Genomic DNA, 20,110 nt, shown 5'->3' with positions numbered 1-20,110 from the left:
GCTTGGAAAATATCCAAGCTTTATTTTTATATCAATTCTTCTTCCTGAAAATACTGAATAATTGCCTTTTTCATAAGCAATGACTGCTCATTGGGCTTCAATTCCGGAAGTCCTTCCAGTTTATCAAACTGAGGCCATCCGTCTTCATAGTGTGTGAATTTATAATACCCGAAAGGCTCAAGTAACCTGCAGACTGCAATGTGAATCAGGTTTACTTTGTCTTCTTTTGTATATTTCTGCTGGCCACTTCCCAGTTCCTGTAACCCAATCAGAAATAAAAGGGTTTCAATGGGAGGGTTCTTTTCAGTCTGGAAGTTGTCTTCGAAAAACTGTTCTATTTTTTTCCAATATTCGGACTCGTTAATCATAATTTTATAAATAGTAAATGATTATTGATAAAGCAACTACTTTAGCATTTTTCTATATGAAGAAGTTACTTTTAGTATTTCTTCAGTTTTGATTTTTATATCTGTTAAAATTTCTTTTTGAGCGTATTCCAGTTCTTCTAGCATTTCTATCCAAAATAAAGTTTCATCAGTTTCCTCTATTACAATCGATATTTTTGAAAATCTTTCAGCTTTTGATCTTGCTCTGCACATTGCTCTATAATTAGCAGCCATTGAAGTTGAAGACCGAAATATCTGCTTTCTGATAACTGAAAAGGCTTCATTATAGGGTAGTTTTGATAATTCCTTAATAATTATGATGGCTAGCTGCTTTGTTTTAGAAGCAAAAATTGCATTATAATCCGGAGTATCCATCATTTATCATTTATGAATTATCATTTATCTTTAAAAGGAATGCATACTCTAAAGCATCTTCTTTCAATGATTCAAATCTTCCGCTGGCACCTCCATGCCCGGAGCTCATGTCAGTTTTAAAAACTAAGATATTATCGTTTGTTTTTAATTCTCTCAGTTTTGCAGTCCATTTTGCAGGCTCCCAATACTGTACCTGAGAATCATGGAATCCTGTCGTGATCAGCATATGTGGATAATCTTTTGCCTCTACATTATCATAAGGAGAGTAGTCTTTCATATAATGATAATATTCTTTATCATTTGGATTTCCCCATTCGTCATATTCTCCGGTGGTCAAAGGAATAGTGTCATCCAGCATCGTACTCACAACATCCACGAAAGGAACCTGTGCTACAATTCCGTTGAATAACTGAGGCTCATAATTAACTACAGCTCCTACCAGCAGTCCTCCGGCACTTCCACCCATCGCATATAGATGCTTTGATGAAGTGTAGTTTTCTTTGATTAAATATTTTCCTGCATCTATAAAGTCGAAGAACGTATTTTTCTTGAATAACATTTTTCCGTCCTCATACCATTCTCTTCCCAAATATTCTCCACCACGGATGTGAGCGATAGCATAAATAAATCCTCTGTCCAGGATAGATAATCTTACATTTGAAAAACTAGCATCTACAGTATGTCCATAACTTCCATATCCGTATAGAAGAAGTGGAGTGTCAGCAGATTTTTTGGTGTCTTTGTGATAGACTAATGAGATTGGAATTTTTGTTTCCCCATCTCTGGAGTCTGCCCATATTCTTTCTGAAATATAATTTTCAGGGAAAAATTGTCCACCCAGTACTTCCTGTTGTTTCAGAAGTTTGGTGGTCTTTTCCTTCATGTCGTACTCATAAGTGGAGCTGGGCTGTGTAAGAGAGGTATAACCGTAACGTAGAATTTCAGTATCAAATTCCATGTTGATTCCTATATAAGAAGTATAAGTAGGATCAGAGAAAGGTAAATAATAAGATTCCTGAGTCTTTTCATCAATGATTTTGATCTGAAGCAGTCCTCTTTCTCTTTCCTCCAGTACCAGATAATCTTTGAAAATTTCAAAACCTTCCAATAAAACTTCTGCACGGTGGGGGATAACATCTACCCAGTTTTCCATACCACAGTTGTTGATCTTGGTTTTTACGATCTTGAAATTGATAGCATCATCAGCATTGGTGATAATGTAGAATTCATCTTCGTAATGCTCTACAGAATATTCAAGGTCGTCTATTCTTGGCTGGATCACTTTCCATTCTGCAAATACATTGTCAGAAGGAATGAAGTGGTGCTCATCAGAAATAGTACTTGAACTTGCAATAAAAATATATTGCATTGATTTTGTTTTGAATACATTGACGTCAAAAGTATCATCCTTTTCATGGAAGATCAGAACATCTTCTGAAGAGTCTGTTCCCAGCTGATGTCTGTATACCTGAAACGCACGAAGACTTTTGTCTTTTCTGATATAAAAAACGTGTTGATTATCATTGGCCCAGACAGCTTTTCCTGTTGTATTCGGAATTGTATCCTGAAGTATTTCCCCTGTCTTTAAGCTTTTAAAGTTGAGTGTATAAATTCTTCTTCCTACATTGTCTGAAGAAAAAGAGGCAAGTTCATTATTAGGACTTACAGCTAGACTTCCCACTTCAAAGAAATCTTGACCGTCTGCTAAAATATTAACGTCAAGTACAATTTCCTCTTCGTTGTCTAGGCTTTTATGTTTTCTGCAGAAAATAGGATATTCTTTCCCTTCTTCATAGCGTACAATATACCAGTATCCATTAAAGAAATAGGGAAGAGACTCATCATCTTTTTTATAACGGGCTTTCATCTCTTCGAAAAGCTCTTCCTGAAGAGTTTCCGTATCTTTCATGATGAATTCTTCGTAGGCATTTTCTTCTTCAATATACTTGATGACTTCGGGGTTTTCCCTTTCGTTCAGCCAAAAGTAATTATCAACTCTTTTATCGCCGTGTATTTCTAATATTTTCTCTATTTTTTTTGCCTGTGGAGCTTTCATCCGTATATTTTAATTTTTTATTGAGTAAGATCTGTCTTTATACTTTTCTTCTGAAAGTAAGTGATTTACACAGACATCTCATTCAATGTTAATTTTCGTTCAAATTTAGGTAAAAAAAAACCATCTTTCCTTTATTGAAAAGACGGTTGATAGTATTTTTATAGTAAAGACTATTTGTGAAGTGCTTTAATATACTTTTCAAGGGCCATCGTCATGGAAGGAGTTTCCTTCGTAGGCGCCATTAAATCTACTTTTAATCCTGCTTCTTCTGCTGCGGCCAAAGTCGTGTTTCCAAAAACACCGATCTTTGTTTCCTCTTGCTTGAAGTCAGGGAAGTTTTGTTGTAGCGATTTGATTCCTTGTGGACTGAAGAAGATCAACATGTCATAATCTTTGGCGTTGATATCAGTAAGGTCGCTGCATACAGTACGGTACATAATTGCTCTTGTCCAGTCTACATTAGATGCATCCATGGTTTTTACAGTATCCGAACTTAGAACATCTGAAGATGGCAGCAGATATTTTTCAGTTGGGAATTTTTTGAAAAGAGGAAGCAGGTCTGAGAAGTTTTTCTCCCCAAAGCTGATTTTTCTTTTTCTGTACACAATATGTTTTTGAAGGTAGTTGGCAATTGCTTCCGACTGGCAGATATATCTCATTGTATCCGGAACGGCAAAACGCAGTTCTTCTGCTAGTCTGAAGTAATGGTCAATCGCATTTTTACTGGTAAAAATAATACCGGTATACTGCGTCAGATCTATTTTCTGTGTTCTGAGCTCTTTATTGTCAACCCCTTCGACGTGGATAAAAGGACGGAAATCAATCTTTATTTTTTCCTTCTTCGCTATATCCAAGTATGGAGAAGACTCACTAGGCGCTGGTTGAGAAACCAATATAGACTTTATTCTCATCATTGACATTTATTAAAAAAATAACAACTTCCAAAGCAATAATAATGGTGTGATTTGGAGGGTGCAAATATACAAAAATTTATAATACCATTTCTCGGGAAGAATCTTGTTCTTGTGAAATAAGTAGAAAAAAACTTTGAAAATGAATACAAAAGAAAAGAAGCATAAATAATAAAAAAACATTTTATTTCTGTCTATGGGAAAGTAATAGTGGGTTACACAAAGAATTATTAGCAAAAAAGAAAGAATGAAATAAAATTTTGTGGAGGTAAAATAAAAAATAGTCCATTTTTTTCCATCCCCTATACTTTGATAAAATAAAAACCCTAATGTTGATTTTATTAAATAAAAAAACAGCACAGCCAGCAAAGTATACCCAAATTTATTAAGCTGATACCCGAAAAGCTGAAGATCGGCAATATACTTCGGGACAATAGGAATATACTGTGAAATTAATATAGACAGCGTAAGCGTAGTCACACATGACGTGATAATCCAGCTGGGAAGGTTGTTGCTGGCATCAAAATATTTCTGAAGCAGAAAATCTTTGAGACTGGCATCCCTTTCTATGATGTTCATCATAAAAACATATAAAAATATACAGCCCACGAGGATAAAAATTACCCAGTCATTATTCTCAGGTATTCTTACATGGTTGATAAAGTGTTGTGATGATGGCAAAATTTAATTTTTTTTATTTATTATTTAACTTCAGATAACACAACCCGGCACAGATTTTCCTATCACCTGATCTATGAATTTGCAGCTAAAATACTTACTCTTATCGATTTTACGTAGTGTTCAGATCTGTTTAATACAAGTTTCTGGTCCATCCGCTTAATCCGTGATAAGTATTTTTGCAAAATTATAGATTATTTTGTATAAAATAAAAAGGTTAAATAAACTATCTTTGCAAACTGAAATGAAAAAGCTCGTCATTATCCCAACATATAACGAAAAGGAAAATATTGAAAATATTATTTCCGCGGTTTTTGCAATGGACGACGACTTTCATGTCTTGGTAGTGGACGATACTTCTCCGGATGGAACAGCCGAGATTGTAAAAGAATTGCAGAAGAAACATCCACATTATCTGCACCTGTCGATAAGACATATGAAAGATGGATTGGGAAAGGCATATATCCATGGATTTAAATGGGCACTCGAAAATAAATACGATTATATTTTTGAGATGGATGCAGATTTTTCCCATAATCCAACTGATCTCCCAAAATTGTTTGAAGCATGCATCAATGCTGACATGGCCATCGGTTCTCGTTACTCAAAAGGAGTAAATGTAGTCAACTGGCCTATGGGAAGAGTATTGCTGTCCTATTTTGCTTCAAAATATGTAAGATTTGTTCTGGGCCTTCCGATTCATGATACCACCGCAGGGTTTGTCTGCTTTTCAAGAAAAGTGTTGGAAGAAATAGGACTGGACAATGTGAAACTGAAGGGCTACGGATTCCAGATAGAAATGAAATTCAGAACTTTTAAAAAAGGATTCAGAATTGTAGAAGTTCCTATTATATTTACCAATAGAATTTTAGGAGAAAGTAAAATGAACGGTGGAATTATCCATGAAGCAGTTTTTGGAGTATTAAACCTAAAATGGAAATCAATTATCAATAGACTATGAAAAAGCTGATCTTTATTTTCATTTTGATAAGTCTGTTTTCGTGTTCAGATTATATTGATAAGCCTAAAAATCTGATCGATAAAAACGTGATGGCGGAAATTATTGCAGATCTTTCGATCAACGATCAGGCTATCTACGTGTATCCGGACAAAAATATGGAAGCAGGAACAAGGGCTGTTCTCAAGTCATATAAAGTAAAACCTGATGACTTCGTCGGAAGTTTCAAATACTATGTAATTAAAGAAGAAATGGATGGGATCGCCAACGATGCACAGGAAATATTGGTGAAAAAAGATCCTAAAGCAGATAAATATATAAAGGATAAACTGAAACAGAATGGCGTTGTCATACCTATAGTAAGGTAAAAACGATATGGAGCTGTTATCCGAAAAGAAATCACTGATAAAAACGGTGAACTAAAAAAGTATAGAGATGAAATTTTTTAATATAGAAAAAACCTCTGAAGGGAAAGCAAGAGCAGGGGAAATTACCACAGATCACGGGAAGATTCAAACTCCTATTTTTATGCCTGTGGGAACTGTAGCAAGTGTAAAAACAGTTCATCAGAGAGAATTAAAAGAAGACATTAAAGCTCAGATTATTCTGGGAAATACTTATCACCTTTACCTTCGTCCGGGAATGGAGACGATGCAGGATGCAGGTGGCTTACATAAATTCATGAACTGGGACCTTCCTATTCTTACTGATTCAGGAGGTTTTCAGGTATTTTCACTAGCCAGCAGCAGAAAAATGACAGAAGAAGGTGCGAGATTCAAATCTCATATTGACGGAAGTTATCACATGTTCTCTCCAGAAAGATCAATGGAGATTCAAAGACAGATCGGAGCTGATATTTTCATGGCTTTTGACGAATGTACTCCTTATCCTTGTGAATATAACCAGGCAAAATCATCTATGGAGCTTACACACCGTTGGCTGAAAAGATGTATTGAATGGACAAATAATAATCCTGAATTATACGGATATAAGCAAAGACTTTTCCCAATTGTTCAGGGATCAACCTATTCTGACCTTAGAAAAATTTCTGCAGAAGTAATTTCTGAAGCAGGAGCAGAAGGAAATGCGATTGGAGGACTTTCCGTAGGAGAGCCTGAAGAAGAAATGTACAGAATCACTGATGAAGTTACTGATATCCTTCCGAAAGATAAGCCAAGATATCTGATGGGAGTAGGAACACCATGGAATATCCTTGAGACTATCGGACTGGGAATTGATATGATGGATTGTGTAATGCCAACAAGAAATGCAAGAAATGCAATGCTTTTCACATGGCAGGGAGTGATGAATCTTAAAAATGAAAAATGGAAGCGCGACTTTTCGCCTTTGGATGAATTTGGGACCAGTTTTGTAGACCGTGAATATTCAAAAGCGTATCTTCGTCACCTGTTTGTGTCTAAAGAATATCTCGCAAAACAGATTGCTTCGATTCATAATCTTGCATTCTATCTTGATTTAGTAAAAGTAGCCAGAGAACATATCATTGCAGGAGATTTCTACGAGTGGAAAAAATCTGTAGTGCCGGTTCTTAGACAAAGACTATAATAGACTATGCTTAAAATTGTAGACAGATATATCATTAAAAAATACCTTGGAACTTTCAGTTTCATGTTGGTACTGTTGTCTATAGTCGTATTGGTAATCGATGTTCAGCAGAAGATTCCAAGGATAGAAAATGCCAAAGCCATAGATCCGAAGCTGGACCTGATGTATTTCCTGGTTCATTTTTATCCTTTCTGGATTATTAATCTTGTGGTGACCTTCCTTTCTATTCTGGTATTTATTTCCGTGATTTATTTTACCTCCAGGATGGCAAATAATACTGAAATTGTTGCTATTATCAGTAGTGGAGCTAGTTTTCACAGATTTTCGAAACCCTATCTGCTTACATCTATTTTTATTGGTTTGATTGCTCTTGTGGTGTATCATATGGTGCTGCCATGGGCTAATATCAAGAAAAATGAATTGGAAGCGTATACCTATAACGCCGCCAATAAAGAAAAGATCTTAGGAACAGCACCAGCCTCTTCACAGCTGAGTAAAACAGAATATATCTTTGTCGATTCCTGGAATAAAAGAGAAAAAAGAGGGTCAAGCTTTGTCTATCAGAAATTTGATAAAGACAGAAAAATGGTTTATGAGCTGAAAGCAAGTGAAGTATATTGGGATAAGCTCAAAAAACAGTTTGTTTTAAATAATTATTTAGAAAAAACCATCAATAAAGACAATACCGAAAAGCTAAATAACGGAATAGAATTAAGGAAAAATTACGGGCACTCACCCGAAGAACTTTTCCCTAATGAGCTTTTGGGACAAAATAAAACCACCCCCGAACTTTTAAAATTTATTGAAAGAGAAAAGGCGAGAGGAAACAGTAACCTGAACTCTTATCTGAATGAGCTTCACCAAAGAACATCCATGCCTGCCTCCATCATTATTCTGACATTTCTGGCGCTTTCCCTGTCATCACAAAAGAAAAGAGGAGGATTGGGAGTCAACCTTGCGATAGGGATCTCATTGGCCTTTATTTTCGTTTTTTCATTTGAAGCCCTAAAAGTGGTTTCGGAAAATAAAAGTTTGTCTCCGGCTGTGGCTATGTGGCTGCCTAATATGGTGTTCTTGCCGCTTACGCTCTATCTTTATATCAAAAGAGCCAATCAATAATTAGTAGAGTAATTTTACTTCCTTGTGATAAAAGGAGCGCATCCCGTCTTCCAGTTCAATCCAAAGCTTACCTTGCTCATCTACATTTCGGATGATGCCATTTTGTCGTGCTTTTTCAATTTCAAAGACAGAGATCAGATCCTTTCTGAAAAGATTTTCATTGAATCCCTCCAGAATTTCCTTGTCGGAAGGAATGTTTTTTAGTTTTTCAGACAAAAACTCATGAAGATTTAAGGCAAGATCTTCAAGGTCAAATAAGACGCCTGTTTGGGTAAAAAGTGAGCCAGCATTGGATATTTCATCAAAATTCTCCTGAAGAATATTGATTCCGGTTCCTATGATGAAATAATTATTTTGATTAATTTTTTTCTTTTCTATTAATATTCCAACGATTTTTTTACCTTTAAGGATAATATCATTTGGCCACTTGATCTTTACCTCTGAGTCAGACAATTTGGCAAGGAAATCCCGGACAACTATTGCGGTATAATAATTGAGCATAAAATCAGAGCACAAGATGTCCTGAGTATTCACTGCCAGCGTATAAGCCAGGTTTTTTCCGGCAGTCGGAGTCCAGACATTACCATACTGACCACGGCCTTTAGTTTGATTAAAAGTATGCAATCCTAAAAAATTTGAATTTTCATAAAGTAAAAACTTTGATATTTCGTCATTAGTAGAAGAACATTCTTTCAGGTAGAAGAGTTGACTCATTTAAGAAAACTTTAAGACATTAAGAGGGTAAAAGTAAGGTTAAAGTAAAGAAAAAACAATAAATTTGCAGATTATAGTATTTTTTTAATGAATAAGACAGCAGAAAAACAAGCGTTAATAGATAAAATCGTTGAAGCTATCCAGGATGTAAAAGGAGAAGACATTATGATCTTCGATCTTTCAAACATCGAAAACTCCGTAGCAGAAACGTTCGTGATATGTAGTGGAAACTCGAATACACAGGTAGCTGCACTGGCAGGAAGTGTTGAGAAAAAAGTAAGAAACGAACTGCAGGACAGACCTTGGCACGTAGAAGGTACTGAAAATGCAATGTGGGTATTGGTAGATTACGTCTCAGTGGTGGTTCATATATTTCAAAAAGAAGTACGTGAGTACTATGATATAGAAGAGCTTTGGGGTGACGCAGTCATTACCAAAATTGAAAATGAATAATAAAAATTTAAAAAGTCTAAATGAATAATAAAGGGTTCAACTGGTTCTTTCCAATTGCAATCATAGCTCTTTTGCTATTTTTTGGTTCCAATTTCCTTGGAGGTGATAGTGCAAAATCTATTGATGAAGATGGTTTCTTTAGAGAAATGCAGGCGGGGAAAGTCCAGAATGTAATTATATACAAAGACATAGAGAAAGCTGATGTTTTCCTAACAAAAGAAGCAAAATCGGCAATGGTTTCCAAAACCGGGAAAGATAATAACCCTCTTTCTGCCCTTGACATGGCTCCTAAAGCGGATTTTTCCGTGAAATATGGAGACCTTCAACTTTTCCTTCAGAAATTTGAACAGATTAAAGTCACAAATCCTGCGATTAAAACAAGCAAAGACTACGGAACGGGCAAAAGCGCGTTGATGGACATCTTAGTGCCTGCACTAGTCTGGATTACGATTTTGGGATTATTCTACTTCCTGCTTTTCAGAAAGATGGGCGGAGGCGGAGGTCCTGGCGGACAAATCTTCTCTATTGGAAAATCTAAGGCTAAGCTTTTTGACGAAAAAGAAAGAATTCAGGTAACATTCAAAGATGTTGCTGGGTTGGAAGGTGCTAAAGAAGAAGTTCAGGAGGTTGTAGATTTCTTGAAAAACTCTGAAAAGTACACCAAACTGGGAGGTAAAATTCCTAAAGGAGTTCTTTTAGTAGGCCCTCCGGGAACAGGTAAGACGTTGTTGGCAAAAGCTGTTGCAGGTGAAGCCAAAGTTCCGTTCTTCTCCCTTTCAGGTTCTGATTTCGTTGAAATGTTTGTTGGGGTTGGAGCTTCAAGAGTAAGAGACCTTTTTGCTCAGGCTAAAGCAAAATCTCCGGCGATCATCTTTATCGATGAGATTGATGCTATCGGACGTGCAAGAGGAAAAAATAATTTCTCTGGCGGGAACGATGAAAGAGAAAATACCCTGAACCAGCTTCTTACTGAGATGGATGGTTTTGGAACAGACGTCAATGTAATTGTAATGGCGGCTACCAACAGAGCAGATATACTTGATAAAGCATTAATGAGAGCAGGGCGTTTCGACCGTTCAATCTATGTAGATCTTCCGGAATTGCATGAAAGAAGAGATATCTTTGATGTTCATTTGAAGAAAATCAAGCTTGATGATAATGTAGATAGAGATTTCCTGGCAAAACAAACTCCTGGATTCAGTGGGGCAGATATTGCTAATGTTTGTAATGAAGCAGCTTTGATTGCAGCCAGATATAACCACAATTCTGTGACAAAACAGGATTTCCTGGATGCAGTAGACAGAATCATTGGAGGTCTTGAAAAGAAAAATATGGCTATCAAACCATCTGAAAAGAAAAGAGTGGCTTATCATGAGGCAGGTCACGCTACAATCTCTTGGTTGGTAGAACATGCATCACCACTTTTAAAGGTAACCATTGTTCCAAGAGGACGTTCTCTAGGGGCAGCATGGTATCTTCCGGAAGAAAGACAGCTTACAACGACTGAACAGATGCTTGACGAGATGTGTGCAACATTAGGTGGTAGAGCAGCAGAGCAAGTGATTTTTAACAATATTTCTACAGGAGCACTTTCTGATCTTGAAACAGTAACGAAAAGAGCTCAGGCAATGGTTACAATCTACGGATTGAGCCCGAATATTGGGAATATCTCTTACTATGACAGCTCAGGACAGTCTGAATACTCTTTCGGAAAACCTTATTCTGAAGAAACTGCTACAAAAATTGATGTAGAGATCAAATCGATCATCGAAAATCAGTATGAAAGAGCGGTAAGAATTCTTGAGGAAAATAAAGATAAGCTTGATGCTTTAGCGAATAAATTGCTAGAAAAAGAAGTGATCTTCCGTGAAGACCTGGAAGACATATTCGGAAAGAGAGCTTGGGATCCTGAATTGACAGAGAAACCTGTTACCAATACTATCCCTGAAAAAGAGGTAGTAATGGAAACACCTCAGATTAAAGAAAAAGAAGAAGAAAGCGAAATACAGGCTCCAGAAAGTCCGACACAGCTTTAAGACTCTTAAAAAAAATAGAATTAAATAAACCTGACAACTTCAAAATTGTCAGGTTTTTTCATATTTAAAGAGATATTTAGGACACTATTGTAATTTATTTTCTATTTTTGTATAAAGTTGACTAAAAATAGATTAAGTTGAATTTATTCAAGAGGATTGTAAGCAAACTTACCAACCAGCCTGAAGAAGAGGATAAACAGAGCCTGGAGAAGCTAGGGGATTCGCTGAAAAATGCGGATCTTGACTATAAGTTTGCGCAATTATTTACGCATTCGGGGGGATTTTTTAATTATTGTGCAGATGAAGCGGAGGCTCTACAAACTTTAAATCAAATTATCAAAATAGAAGGTGCTCACAACCTTTTCTGCTGGGACAAAGAACTTCAGAACTTTTTGAACGTTGTGAAGACCTCTTATACTTCAGAACTGCAGCAATCTAATGATGCTGCATTCATCACCTGTGAATACCTGATTGCCTATGATGGCAGAATCATGCTTTCGCATAATAATATCCTTCATTATCATTCTTCAAGGCTGCCGGATAAGATTATTATCATGGCCAATGTTTCTCAGATTGTAAACAATCTGAATGATGCCATGGGGAAGATAAAAAGAAACGGAAATATCAAGAACCTTACTTCTATCAGCGGAAGCCAGTCAAAAATGGACAGTTCTTCCAATTCCAATACAAAACTGTTTTTATTGCTGCTTGAAGATTAAGCAACCACTTCTAAATTTTAAATTTTGGATAAAAATCTCATTCAAAGAACCGTATCAGGTATCGTCTATATAGCCGTCATTATTCTTTGCTCAACGCCGCTGGGAGCAGAACTGCTGAACAGCATTGCACCCGGTCTTATCAAACAACAGTATCTTTATTATGGATTAATAAGTTTGTTGCTGGTGGTGGGAACCTGGGAGTGTGTCAAGATCATGAAGTTTGGGAATGGATATGAAAAATGGGTTGTATTCCCATTGGTCATTTTTATATTCTATATTTTTTCCAAAAGATATTTTAATCATGATTTCTTTTTCGATTTCAGACTTAGCGAAATATTAGCCCTGGCCCTTATTGGGATTGCTGTGGTTACTTTATTCAAATATCCCAACGAATTATACTTCGATAGCGGAAAACTGATTTTTACCGTTATCTACGTAGCGCTTCCGTTCAGTTTTGCACTAGGGTTACCAAAGTTCTCCAGCTATAATGAAAACTTCTCATTAGAGGTTCTTTTTCTGTTTATCCTGATTTGGAGCAGCGATACCTTTGCTTATTTGGTAGGAAAGTTCTTTGGCAAACATAAAATGGCCCCTAAAATCTCTCCTAAAAAAACATGGGAAGGATATGCAGGCGGTGTTGTCTTAACACTTGTTTTATCGTACTTCATTGAACATTATCAGCCAGAGTTAAGAGGAAATTGGATGATTGTAGGATTTTTGGTTGCTGCCTTTGCTCCATTAGGCGATTTGGTAGAAAGCCAATTGAAAAGAAATTTCGGTGTGAAAGACAGTGGAAACATCATTCCAGGACATGGAGGAGTTTTAGATAGGCTGGATAGTTTTATTATCTGCGTTCCTGTCGTATATTTGTACTTTATTTTAGAAAAATTTATTTAGTCTCATGAAATTACATAGAGAATCAAAAGGAACAATTACCGTAGCTACCCTGCTTTTTATCATTCTTGGGGTTTTGGCTATTTATTTCCTTAAAATGTGGTCCCTGTTGATCATTTTACCTTTGTTGGTTATTTACAGTTTAGTTTTCTGGTTTTTCAGAGTTCCGGATCGTAATGTTTTGGAGCACAGAGAAAACGTGATAGCTCCGGTGGACGGAAAAGTAGTAATGATCAAAGAAGTGGAAGAAGATGAGTTTATAAAAGGGAAAGCAATTCAGGTTTCTATTTTTATGTCTCCATTGAATGTACACATCTGTAGATATCCTGTTTCAGGAGAAGTGATTTACAAAAAGTATCACCCTGGAAAATACCTTGTAGCATGGCACGAAAAGTCTTCTACGGAAAACGAAAGAACGACTATGGCGGTACAAACGTTAACCAACCATAAAGTTGTTTTCAGACAGATTGCCGGATATGTGGCCAGAAGGATTGTTTTCTACTGTAATGAAGGGGATAAAGCAAAAGCGGGACATGAGTTCGGATTTATCAAGTTCGGTTCCAGAATGGACGTATTCCTTCCTCTGGATACTGAAATTATCTGTAAGATCGGAGATATTACAAAAGGAGGTTTGGATGTTATTGCCAAATTGAAAGAAAATTAAAATTCTTATTTGATATAAAGATAAAAAGAGAGCCTTAGAGCTCTCTTTTTTTATTTGATGAATTGAAGCTCATTTGATCGTTTTGAGTTTAATTACGCATGAGTAATATTGCGTATTTAAAGATTAATACTTTTCCATTTGGATTAATAATTTTGCAGTTTAAAAACACAAGCTATGCTTTTTAAGTGATGTGAGGTAAATGCTTATTAAATTTTTATCAGAAATGGTATTTTGTTTGATAATTTTAATGTTGAATTTTAGTAAATTGTAACTAGAAAAACACCTTAATCATATCCTTTTAATGCTGAAAAAAAGACTGACATATCTCGTTTTGTAGGTTTTTATTTGCATAAGAAGCTTTTAATAATATGGGAGAATTTTTGCTTTCAGGAGTACAAATACCAACTTAAGCTTGTGAGAGTATAAAAAAACAACCAGATGATTTATAAGTTTTTCTTTAAGGTGATCAACGACGAAGCTGAGAACATGGATGATGATTTTGAAAGTAGTTATCTTCATCTTATTAATAGGTATCTGCTTTTGTTGTTTTTCATATTCCTGTTTTATTCCATTTTTATTATTACTTTTTTCGGAGATATGTTTATCTCAATATTTCTTACCATTATTACCTTTTTCTGGTTGTTTTTAATGGCAATAAAAGGGAAGATGAAACGGTTCAGAAATACCTTGAAAGGGGCTGTTATGTTTATATTTGTCCTGTTGACTTTTATAGTCAGTTTTTTCAATATTTATACCTACAAAAATGCAGGGGTAGAGTATTTTTATTTTTGTCTTTTGTTTGCAGTTCCATTCTTTTTAAATTATAAAAAAAAATCCTTTTCTATCTTTTTCATTACTTTCATCATCAGTATTAATTTTATCGTATGTCTGTACTTTGATTTTGATTTCCTGCCTAAAAGCAGATTTATAGAAAAAGAGGATTTTAAAACAATAAGGTTGTTGAATATTTTATTCTCTATCACTTCTTTTCTGATGGATATTGTTTTTATTACCCAGAAAGATCAGTTGATTCATGGGCTTATTACAGATACAAAAGTGAAAGACTCTACAATTAAGGATCTCGTGAAAACAAATACAGAACTGATGAAACACCAGATGCTTATCAATCATCTTTCAGAAGAAAATGTTCAGGAGATTTTAAGTTTGGCAGAAACCAATTCTCCTATATTTTTTGAAAAATTTCAGGTATTTTTCCCTCTTTTTATCCCGGCTATTTTGAAAATAAACCCTAATCTTATTCATTCTGAGCTCTATTTCTGTGCTTTAATGAAACTTGATTTTGATACCAAAAAAATTGCACAATGTACCAATAACAGTATTCGCGCTGTAGAAAGTAAAAAATACAGGATCCGAAAAAAACTGAATATTTCTTCAGAAATAAACATCAACAGCTTTCTGATTAAAATTTAAATATCCACAATACTGAGTTTTACTACTTATGCGTAGCATTAAGTAATGCTGAGTGATGTCTGATAGTATTTATTGTCAATATTTTTACCCAAATATATTTCGATGAATATTAAGAACATTCATATTGGAAGTCTGATCAGGTCCAAAGTGGAAGAGTATCAGATCCCAATAGAAAGAATCTCAAAGTTTTTAGACAGGACGGAAGATGATATCGAAAAGATGTATCATGAGCAGAGCATTGATACTGATGTTTTGTTGAAGTGGAGTAAGCTTTTAAAGTTCGATTTCTTTAGATTTTATACCGGTCATCTCATTTTGTACGCTCCCCAGTCAAGAATGGATAATAAGGACGGCCAAAAGAAAAGCACGATGGTCTTTAGGAAAAATATCTATACACAGGAGGTGAAGGATTTTATACTTGAGAAAATAGAAAATGGAGTGATGACGACAAATGAGGTGGTTCTAAGGTATAATATTCCCAAAACCACCCTCTATAAATGGATGAAAAAAATATAATATGACGCCGGATTACAAACAGATTTATACCGATATTCTTAAGGAAAAGTTTCCGGAAAAATTAATTGATAATACCATTAAGCACCGGTTGGAAAGATTGCATTCGGCCATAGATGTTCTGAATTTTAATCAATTGATTTTTGGAGAACCGGAATATGCTGTGGGATTTAGCAATCAAAGACTTCGTTCTTATGATGAAGAATCTATTTTGAAAATTCTTAGTTATCAGAAAAAGAATAAACTTAATAATCTTCAGATTAGCAATCATTTTAAAATAAGCCGAAATACAATTACCAAATGGAAAGCTATTTTTAAAATATGAAAGGATTGTGCATTTTTGATAGTTCACTTTTTGATTTATCCTTTTTAAAGAGATAAACTATTGAGATTTTGTGAGTTTTATTACGCGTGAGTAGTATTACGTAGGTAGAATTAATTTGTAATTGTCTGAGGGTGATAATTTTGTAGCGGTTAAATGACTTAGCTGAAAATTTTAATCATTAAAAAAAAACAATTATAATTTATAAATGATGGAAACAAAATTTACGATGCCCTCAATGAAAGTATTGTTAATAGCAATGCTCTTTGTTTTTGGGAAATCCTATTCACAGACTAATAATGGTGCAGTAGGGATTAATACTACTACCCCTAATGCTAATTCCGTTTTGGATGTTGTCTCAGCAAATAATAACAAAGGAATCCTTATTCCACGGCTTACTGAAGCACAACGAAACGCTATTGTAATCAACCAATCCAAAGATGATGGTTTGACAATTTACAATACCACAGAAGATTGTTTTAATTACTGGAGTCTTGCAGATAACGAATGGAAAAGTGTCTGCGGACAGATGGGAAAAGCTGTTTTTACAATAGACTGTTCCACGTCCAAAGTAATGGGAAGCTATGTAAAAGGAAAAGAACTTACCAATTCGAATTACCTGAGCATCGCTGTGAATGTTACAAAACCGGGTAATTATACCATTTCAGGAACTACTACCAACGGATATAACTTTTATGGAACTGGAGTATTTCTTAATACCGGAGTACAAACAATACAGATTCCGGGGCAGGGAACCCCTCAGAATATCCAGATAGATAATGTGTCACTGGAAGCCAATGGAACTGCTGTAACCTGTACACCAGCGATCTCGATTACGGTACTAAGTCCTGCAGGAACCTATACGATGAGCTGTGGAAGTGCAACCGTAAATGGAGTGTACAAAGTAGGAACAGCTCTTGCAGCTTCCAATACAATTACTTTGCCTGTGAATGTTGCAGCATTGGGAAGTTATACCATTACAACCAATAGCGTTGATGGAATTTCTTTCAGCGGCTCAGGAACATTTACGGCTACAGGAAATCAGAATGTTACGCTGCAAGGAACGGGAACACCTTCCTCCACGACAGTGAAAACAATGACCATTACTTCCGACAGTCAGGGAGGAGTATCTACAACATGCTCTGTAAATGTGATTGTAGTTGTTCCGAAGAAAAAACTTTTAACAATCGGGACTGCGCCAAACGGTTGTGGATATAATGTATCAGGGACTTCTCCATCAGGTATGGTGACTAAAGCTGCTGCTAATTTTGGAACATTGGCCAACAGTATTGTAAAATATGAAGGATGGGATCAGATCATAGACGGTACAGACAGCCCGAATGCTACACAGCTAACGACCTGGACAACCGGAGCCAATCCTGTAGATATTATTGTAATAGGATATGCGTGGGGTATGAATGCTGCAGAAGCACAGGTACTAAGAAATTATCTGGCAAAAGGAGGTGTCATCGTTGCGTATTCTGAAAGTAATAGTGGAATGCAGAACCTGTTCAGAAATGTTTTTGACGGATCTGTAAACACCGGAAGTGTAAACAGTGCAGGAGCTATTTATAAACTGCCAATGACCAATGATGAAATCCTGAACGGACCTTTCGGAGACATAAGAGGATTGCAGTGGGGGGAAGATGCTTCTGCTACTACCTATGCAACAGGGCTGCCTTCAACTGAAATTACAGTATATTCAGGAGATACAAATATCTCTACAGCTGCGCCATCAGGAACGGTAGGTCGTGTAACTGCATTTAAGCATAATACTCTAAATTTCATCTGGGTAGGAGATGGTGGATTCAACTCACAATGTGGAACAGTGGCTTCTCCAAATACCTCAGATACGATATGCCCATTCTATGCGGATACGAATTATAAGCCAATCGCAAAACCCAATTATGGAAACGGGGCTGCAGCTTATGAAATGAATGTATACAACTCAATATTCTATGCCAACGCTCTTGCCTGGGCGATTAAAAAGGCAGAATTCAGTGGAATAAACACAAAATGATAAAGGGTTTTTAAAGAAGGCTCCGGTACGATTATTCGTACCGGAGTTTTTTATTTTATATATCTTTTAATCTCCTCGGTCAGCTTTAATATAAACTCTACAGGAAGATCTTCTTCCATATCAATGAGAAGGATTTTAAACTTCTTTCTTCCATCCTGGATCAGTTCCGGATAATCCAGTCTGTCACCATGATAAAAACTCAGATAATGCTTTTCGTATTTTTTGCTGTAATAGAAGTAGCACAGCATTTTCTTTTTGTATTTGATAAACGGAAGCCCAAAGCTAAAGGTCTCTGTAATGTTTTCAGGATCTGAAGCTAAGATCGTATCTCGTAAAAATAAAAGAGTACTTCTTTCAGGTTCTTTAATTCTGTAGAAATACTCTTGTATAGGGTTCATTTTTAATTAAATTAAAAAATTAGTCAAAGTTTTGAAGTTCAACAAGCTTGTTATACATTCCTTTTTTAGCAATCAGTTCATGGTGAGTTCCCTGTTCTACAATATCACCTTTTTCCATCACTACGATCCAGTCTGCTTTCTGAATGGTTGAAAGACGGTGGGCAATGACTAAAGAAGTTCTGTTTTCCATCATTTTTTCCAGTGCATCCTGTACAAATCTTTCAGATTCTGTATCCAGGGCAGAAGTTGCTTCATCAAGGATCATAATGGGTGGGTTTTTCAATACTGCTCTGGCAATAGAAACCCTTTGTTTCTGACCTCCGGAAAGCTTACCGCCATCATCTCCGATATTGGAATCATATCCTTCAGGAAGTCTTGTAATAAATGCGTCTGCATTGGCAATTTTTGCGGCAGCAATCACTTCTTCTTTTGTAGCATCAGGTTTACCCATCAGGATATTATTGTAAACGGAATCATTGAATAATACAGATTCCTGCGTTACCATACCTAAAAGCTTGCGATATTCCTGTAATTTTAAATTTTTAATATTGGTCCCGTCAATCAGGATTTCTCCTTCAGAAACATCGTAGAATCTTGCTAAAAGATTGGCAATGGTTGTTTTTCCGCTTCCACTTTGCCCAACAAGGGCAACTGTTTTTCCTTTTGGAATAGAAAGTGAGAAGTTTTTAAGAATCGTATGATCTTTATCATAGAAAAAGCCAATATTATTAAACTCGATTGAACTATTTAATGTTGATATAGAAACAGGATTTGCTATTTCGTCAATTTTCACATCGGCATCAAGAATTTCTAGAACTCTTTCAAGAGAAGCTTCTCCCTTCTGCACATTCGAAATGGACTGAGATAAACTTTTCACAGGAGGTAAAATCTGGAAGAAAATACCCAGGAAAACCAAGAAGTCCGCAGGGGATATACTTTGTTCTACAATGATCTGTTTTCCACCGTACCAAGCGATAATTAAGAATGTAACCGAACCTAAAAATTCGCTCATTGGAGATGCCAATTCCTTTTTTCTCCCTAAACTTATAGAGCTGTTAATCCATTTCTGCATAGACTGCATAAAACGGTTGTCCATTATTTTTTCTGCACTGAAAATCTTAATCACCTTTGTAGATTTTAATGTTTCATCTACAATCGAGAAAATATTTCCCATCTCATTTTGAGCTTGGTGAGAGTCTTTTTTCAGGCTTTTTCCTATTAAAGCAATCATAGTTCCCATCACAGGCAATACTAGCAGTGAAAAAAGAGTCATTTCTGTACTTAAAAAGAAAAGAGTCACCAGTGTGCTGATCAGCATAAAAGGGGCATTGATTAACTCAACTAAGCTTCCCAAAATATTACCCTCAACTTCACCCACATCATTTGACATACGGGACATCAGATCTCCCTTTCTGCTTTCTGTAAAAAAGGAAACAGGCAAAGAAAGAATCTTTCTATACATGGCTCCGCGAAGGTCTTTAGTAACACCTACACGATAATTGATCAATAAGAATGAGCCTAAATATCTGAAAAGGTTTCTCAGTAAAAACATAAAAGCCGTTATTACACAAAGCCAAGCCAATACGGTAAGTGCGCCATGCTCCGTTACCAAACTCTGAACATAGTAATTGGCATATTCTTTTGCATAAGAGAAAAAATCTAAAATTTCTCCCGAATAAACAGGAGCTTTGCTGTATTTCTTAGACTCAATGGTTCCGAAAAGCATTCCCAAAACAGGTAGAATAGTTCCTAAGGAAGCAATCTGAAAAACAGAGTACATAAGGTTGAAAAACAAACTTCCGTAGATGTATTTTTGGTGAGGTTTTGCGAACTTGAGTATTTTAATATATTGGTTCATTCAATGAAAAAATTGGATAGCAAAATTACGTAAAATTAA

21 protein-coding genes are annotated in these 20,110 nt (G+C 35.8%); 13 read left to right on the top strand and 8 right to left on the bottom strand.

Features of this window, described 5'->3' with window-relative positions:
- Positions 1-26 precede the first annotated feature (26 nt).
- The 5 genes from DBR39_RS09370 to DBR39_RS09350 all read right to left on the bottom strand — a co-directional run bounded on the left by DBR39_RS09370 (position 27) and on the right by DBR39_RS09350 (position 4,409).
- Positions 27-368, bottom strand: a complete 342-nt coding sequence (locus tag DBR39_RS09370; protein ID WP_124532497.1) for a hypothetical protein — start codon at positions 366-368, stop codon at positions 27-29.
- Positions 369-404: 36 nt separating this feature from the next.
- Positions 405-761, bottom strand: coding sequence for a four helix bundle protein (locus DBR39_RS09365; protein WP_124532495.1), 357 nt, complete (start codon positions 759-761; stop codon positions 405-407).
- Between the two features lie 10 nt (positions 762-771).
- Positions 772-2,817 carry a S9 family peptidase gene (locus DBR39_RS09360; protein ID WP_124532493.1) on the bottom strand — a complete coding sequence of 682 codons (2,046 nt, stop codon included), beginning with the start codon at positions 2,815-2,817 and terminating at the stop codon, positions 772-774.
- A 170-nt stretch (positions 2,818-2,987) separates the two neighbouring features.
- Complete coding sequence (locus tag DBR39_RS09355) at positions 2,988-3,728, bottom strand: uroporphyrinogen-III synthase (protein ID WP_109737905.1); 741 nt, start codon at positions 3,726-3,728, stop codon at positions 2,988-2,990.
- Positions 3,729-3,740: 12 nt separating this feature from the next.
- A complete protein-coding gene (locus tag DBR39_RS09350; RefSeq protein WP_103231099.1) occupies positions 3,741-4,409 on the bottom strand; it encodes a DUF4271 domain-containing protein in 669 nt (222 codons plus the stop codon).
- A gap of 241 nt (positions 4,410-4,650) precedes the next feature.
- Between DBR39_RS09350 and DBR39_RS09345 the strand changes: the two genes are divergently transcribed.
- The 4 genes from DBR39_RS09345 (at position 4,651) to DBR39_RS09330 (ending at position 8,049) form a co-directional block, all read left to right on the top strand.
- Positions 4,651-5,367: a polyprenol monophosphomannose synthase gene (locus tag DBR39_RS09345; RefSeq protein WP_124532491.1), complete on the top strand. Its 717-nt coding sequence runs from the start codon at positions 4,651-4,653 to the stop codon at positions 5,365-5,367.
- The gene (locus DBR39_RS09340; protein WP_124532489.1) at positions 5,364-5,732 is read left to right on the top strand and encodes a DUF4296 domain-containing protein; all 369 of its coding nucleotides are present in this window, start codon (positions 5,364-5,366) and stop codon (positions 5,730-5,732) included. The genes DBR39_RS09345 and DBR39_RS09340 overlap by 4 nt, the downstream gene beginning before the upstream one ends.
- Positions 5,733-5,799: 67 nt before the next feature.
- On the top strand, positions 5,800-6,930 hold the full coding sequence (tgt, locus tag DBR39_RS09335) for a tRNA guanosine(34) transglycosylase Tgt (RefSeq protein WP_103231096.1): 1,131 nt from the start codon (positions 5,800-5,802) through the stop codon (positions 6,928-6,930).
- A gap of 6 nt (positions 6,931-6,936) precedes the next feature.
- A complete protein-coding gene (locus DBR39_RS09330) occupies positions 6,937-8,049 on the top strand; it encodes an LptF/LptG family permease (RefSeq protein WP_109737806.1) in 1,113 nt (370 codons plus the stop codon).
- Here the strand turns inward: DBR39_RS09330 and DBR39_RS09325 are convergent, their stop codons facing one another.
- On the bottom strand, positions 8,050-8,763 hold the full coding sequence (locus DBR39_RS09325) for a biotin--[acetyl-CoA-carboxylase] ligase (RefSeq protein ID WP_124532487.1): 714 nt from the start codon (positions 8,761-8,763) through the stop codon (positions 8,050-8,052).
- An 87-nt stretch (positions 8,764-8,850) separates the two neighbouring features.
- On the opposite strand from DBR39_RS09325, the gene rsfS reads away from it, so the two are divergent.
- From rsfS to DBR39_RS09280, 9 genes are all read left to right on the top strand, one after another.
- Complete coding sequence (rsfS, locus tag DBR39_RS09320) at positions 8,851-9,216, top strand: ribosome silencing factor (RefSeq protein WP_124532485.1); 366 nt, start codon at positions 8,851-8,853, stop codon at positions 9,214-9,216.
- 20 nt (positions 9,217-9,236) lie between these two features.
- Positions 9,237-11,252 carry an ATP-dependent zinc metalloprotease FtsH gene (gene ftsH / locus DBR39_RS09315; RefSeq protein WP_124532483.1) on the top strand — a complete coding sequence of 672 codons (2,016 nt, stop codon included), beginning with the start codon at positions 9,237-9,239 and terminating at the stop codon, positions 11,250-11,252.
- 137 nt (positions 11,253-11,389) lie between these two features.
- Positions 11,390-11,971 carry an LUD domain-containing protein gene (locus tag DBR39_RS09310; protein ID WP_165835248.1) on the top strand — a complete coding sequence of 194 codons (582 nt, stop codon included), beginning with the start codon at positions 11,390-11,392 and terminating at the stop codon, positions 11,969-11,971.
- A 24-nt stretch (positions 11,972-11,995) separates the two neighbouring features.
- A complete protein-coding gene (locus DBR39_RS09305) occupies positions 11,996-12,868 on the top strand; it encodes a phosphatidate cytidylyltransferase (protein WP_124532481.1) in 873 nt (290 codons plus the stop codon).
- A 4-nt stretch (positions 12,869-12,872) separates the two neighbouring features.
- Positions 12,873-13,529 (top strand): phosphatidylserine decarboxylase family protein, encoded by a 657-nt coding sequence (locus tag DBR39_RS09300; protein ID WP_124532479.1) that lies wholly within the window; start codon positions 12,873-12,875, stop codon positions 13,527-13,529.
- Positions 13,530-13,967: 438 nt separating this feature from the next.
- Positions 13,968-14,960, top strand: a complete 993-nt coding sequence (locus tag DBR39_RS09295) for a helix-turn-helix transcriptional regulator (protein WP_124532477.1) — start codon at positions 13,968-13,970, stop codon at positions 14,958-14,960.
- 102 nt (positions 14,961-15,062) lie between these two features.
- Positions 15,063-15,476, top strand: a complete 414-nt coding sequence (locus DBR39_RS09290) for a recombinase family protein (protein WP_124532475.1) — start codon at positions 15,063-15,065, stop codon at positions 15,474-15,476.
- Between the two features lies 1 nt (position 15,477).
- Positions 15,478-15,798, top strand: coding sequence for a helix-turn-helix domain-containing protein (locus DBR39_RS09285; RefSeq protein ID WP_124532473.1), 321 nt, complete (start codon positions 15,478-15,480; stop codon positions 15,796-15,798).
- A 235-nt stretch (positions 15,799-16,033) separates the two neighbouring features.
- Positions 16,034-17,815 (top strand): hypothetical protein, encoded by a 1,782-nt coding sequence (locus DBR39_RS09280; protein WP_148089913.1) that lies wholly within the window; start codon positions 16,034-16,036, stop codon positions 17,813-17,815.
- Between the two features lie 50 nt (positions 17,816-17,865).
- On the opposite strand, the gene DBR39_RS09275 is transcribed toward DBR39_RS09280, so the two are convergent.
- Together DBR39_RS09275 and DBR39_RS09270 are read right to left on the bottom strand one after the other, a co-directional pair.
- Entirely contained in the window at positions 17,866-18,213 is a 348-nt protein-coding gene (locus tag DBR39_RS09275) for a DUF1801 domain-containing protein (protein WP_124532469.1), read from the bottom strand.
- A gap of 19 nt (positions 18,214-18,232) precedes the next feature.
- The gene (locus DBR39_RS09270; protein ID WP_124532467.1) at positions 18,233-20,071 is read right to left on the bottom strand and encodes an ABC transporter ATP-binding protein; all 1,839 of its coding nucleotides are present in this window, start codon (positions 20,069-20,071) and stop codon (positions 18,233-18,235) included.
- Positions 20,072-20,110: the final 39 nt, after the last annotated feature.

This window comes from Chryseobacterium sp. KBW03, assembly GCF_003852415.1.
GTDB classification, from domain to species: Bacteria; Bacteroidota; Bacteroidia; order Flavobacteriales; family Weeksellaceae; genus Chryseobacterium; species Chryseobacterium viscerum.
The sequence above is the reverse complement of the archived record's forward strand: the minus strand, read 5'-3'. Positions and strand labels throughout refer to the sequence as shown.

Excerpts from the sequence above, each read along its gene's own strand:
- DBR39_RS09280 (WP_148089913.1), top strand. The coding sequence starts at position 16,034 with ATGAAAGTATTGTTAATAGCAATGCTCTTTGTTTTTGGGAAATCCTAT.
- DBR39_RS09330 (WP_109737806.1), top strand. The coding sequence starts at position 6,937 with ATGCTTAAAATTGTAGACAGATATATCATTAAAAAATACCTTGGAACT.
- DBR39_RS09275 (WP_124532469.1), bottom strand. The coding sequence starts at position 18,213 with ATGAACCCTATACAAGAGTATTTCTACAGAATTAAAGAACCTGAAAGA.
- DBR39_RS09355 (WP_109737905.1), bottom strand. The coding sequence starts at position 3,728 with ATGAGAATAAAGTCTATATTGGTTTCTCAACCAGCGCCTAGTGAGTCT.
- DBR39_RS09300 (WP_124532479.1), top strand. The coding sequence starts at position 12,873 with ATGAAATTACATAGAGAATCAAAAGGAACAATTACCGTAGCTACCCTG.
- DBR39_RS09285 (WP_124532473.1), top strand. The coding sequence starts at position 15,478 with ATGACGCCGGATTACAAACAGATTTATACCGATATTCTTAAGGAAAAG.
- tgt (WP_103231096.1), top strand. The coding sequence starts at position 5,800 with ATGAAATTTTTTAATATAGAAAAAACCTCTGAAGGGAAAGCAAGAGCA.
- DBR39_RS09325 (WP_124532487.1), bottom strand. The coding sequence starts at position 8,763 with ATGAGTCAACTCTTCTACCTGAAAGAATGTTCTTCTACTAATGACGAA.
- DBR39_RS09360 (WP_124532493.1), bottom strand. The coding sequence starts at position 2,817 with ATGAAAGCTCCACAGGCAAAAAAAATAGAGAAAATATTAGAAATACAC.
- DBR39_RS09370 (WP_124532497.1), bottom strand. The coding sequence starts at position 368 with ATGATTAACGAGTCCGAATATTGGAAAAAAATAGAACAGTTTTTCGAA.
- DBR39_RS09365 (WP_124532495.1), bottom strand. The coding sequence starts at position 761 with ATGGATACTCCGGATTATAATGCAATTTTTGCTTCTAAAACAAAGCAG.
- rsfS (WP_124532485.1), top strand. The coding sequence starts at position 8,851 with ATGAATAAGACAGCAGAAAAACAAGCGTTAATAGATAAAATCGTTGAA.
- DBR39_RS09270 (WP_124532467.1), bottom strand. The coding sequence starts at position 20,071 with ATGAACCAATATATTAAAATACTCAAGTTCGCAAAACCTCACCAAAAA.
- DBR39_RS09290 (WP_124532475.1), top strand. The coding sequence starts at position 15,063 with ATGAATATTAAGAACATTCATATTGGAAGTCTGATCAGGTCCAAAGTG.
- DBR39_RS09340 (WP_124532489.1), top strand. The coding sequence starts at position 5,364 with ATGAAAAAGCTGATCTTTATTTTCATTTTGATAAGTCTGTTTTCGTGT.
- ftsH (WP_124532483.1), top strand. The coding sequence starts at position 9,237 with ATGAATAATAAAGGGTTCAACTGGTTCTTTCCAATTGCAATCATAGCT.
- DBR39_RS09295 (WP_124532477.1), top strand. The coding sequence starts at position 13,968 with ATGATTTATAAGTTTTTCTTTAAGGTGATCAACGACGAAGCTGAGAAC.
- DBR39_RS09345 (WP_124532491.1), top strand. The coding sequence starts at position 4,651 with ATGAAAAAGCTCGTCATTATCCCAACATATAACGAAAAGGAAAATATT.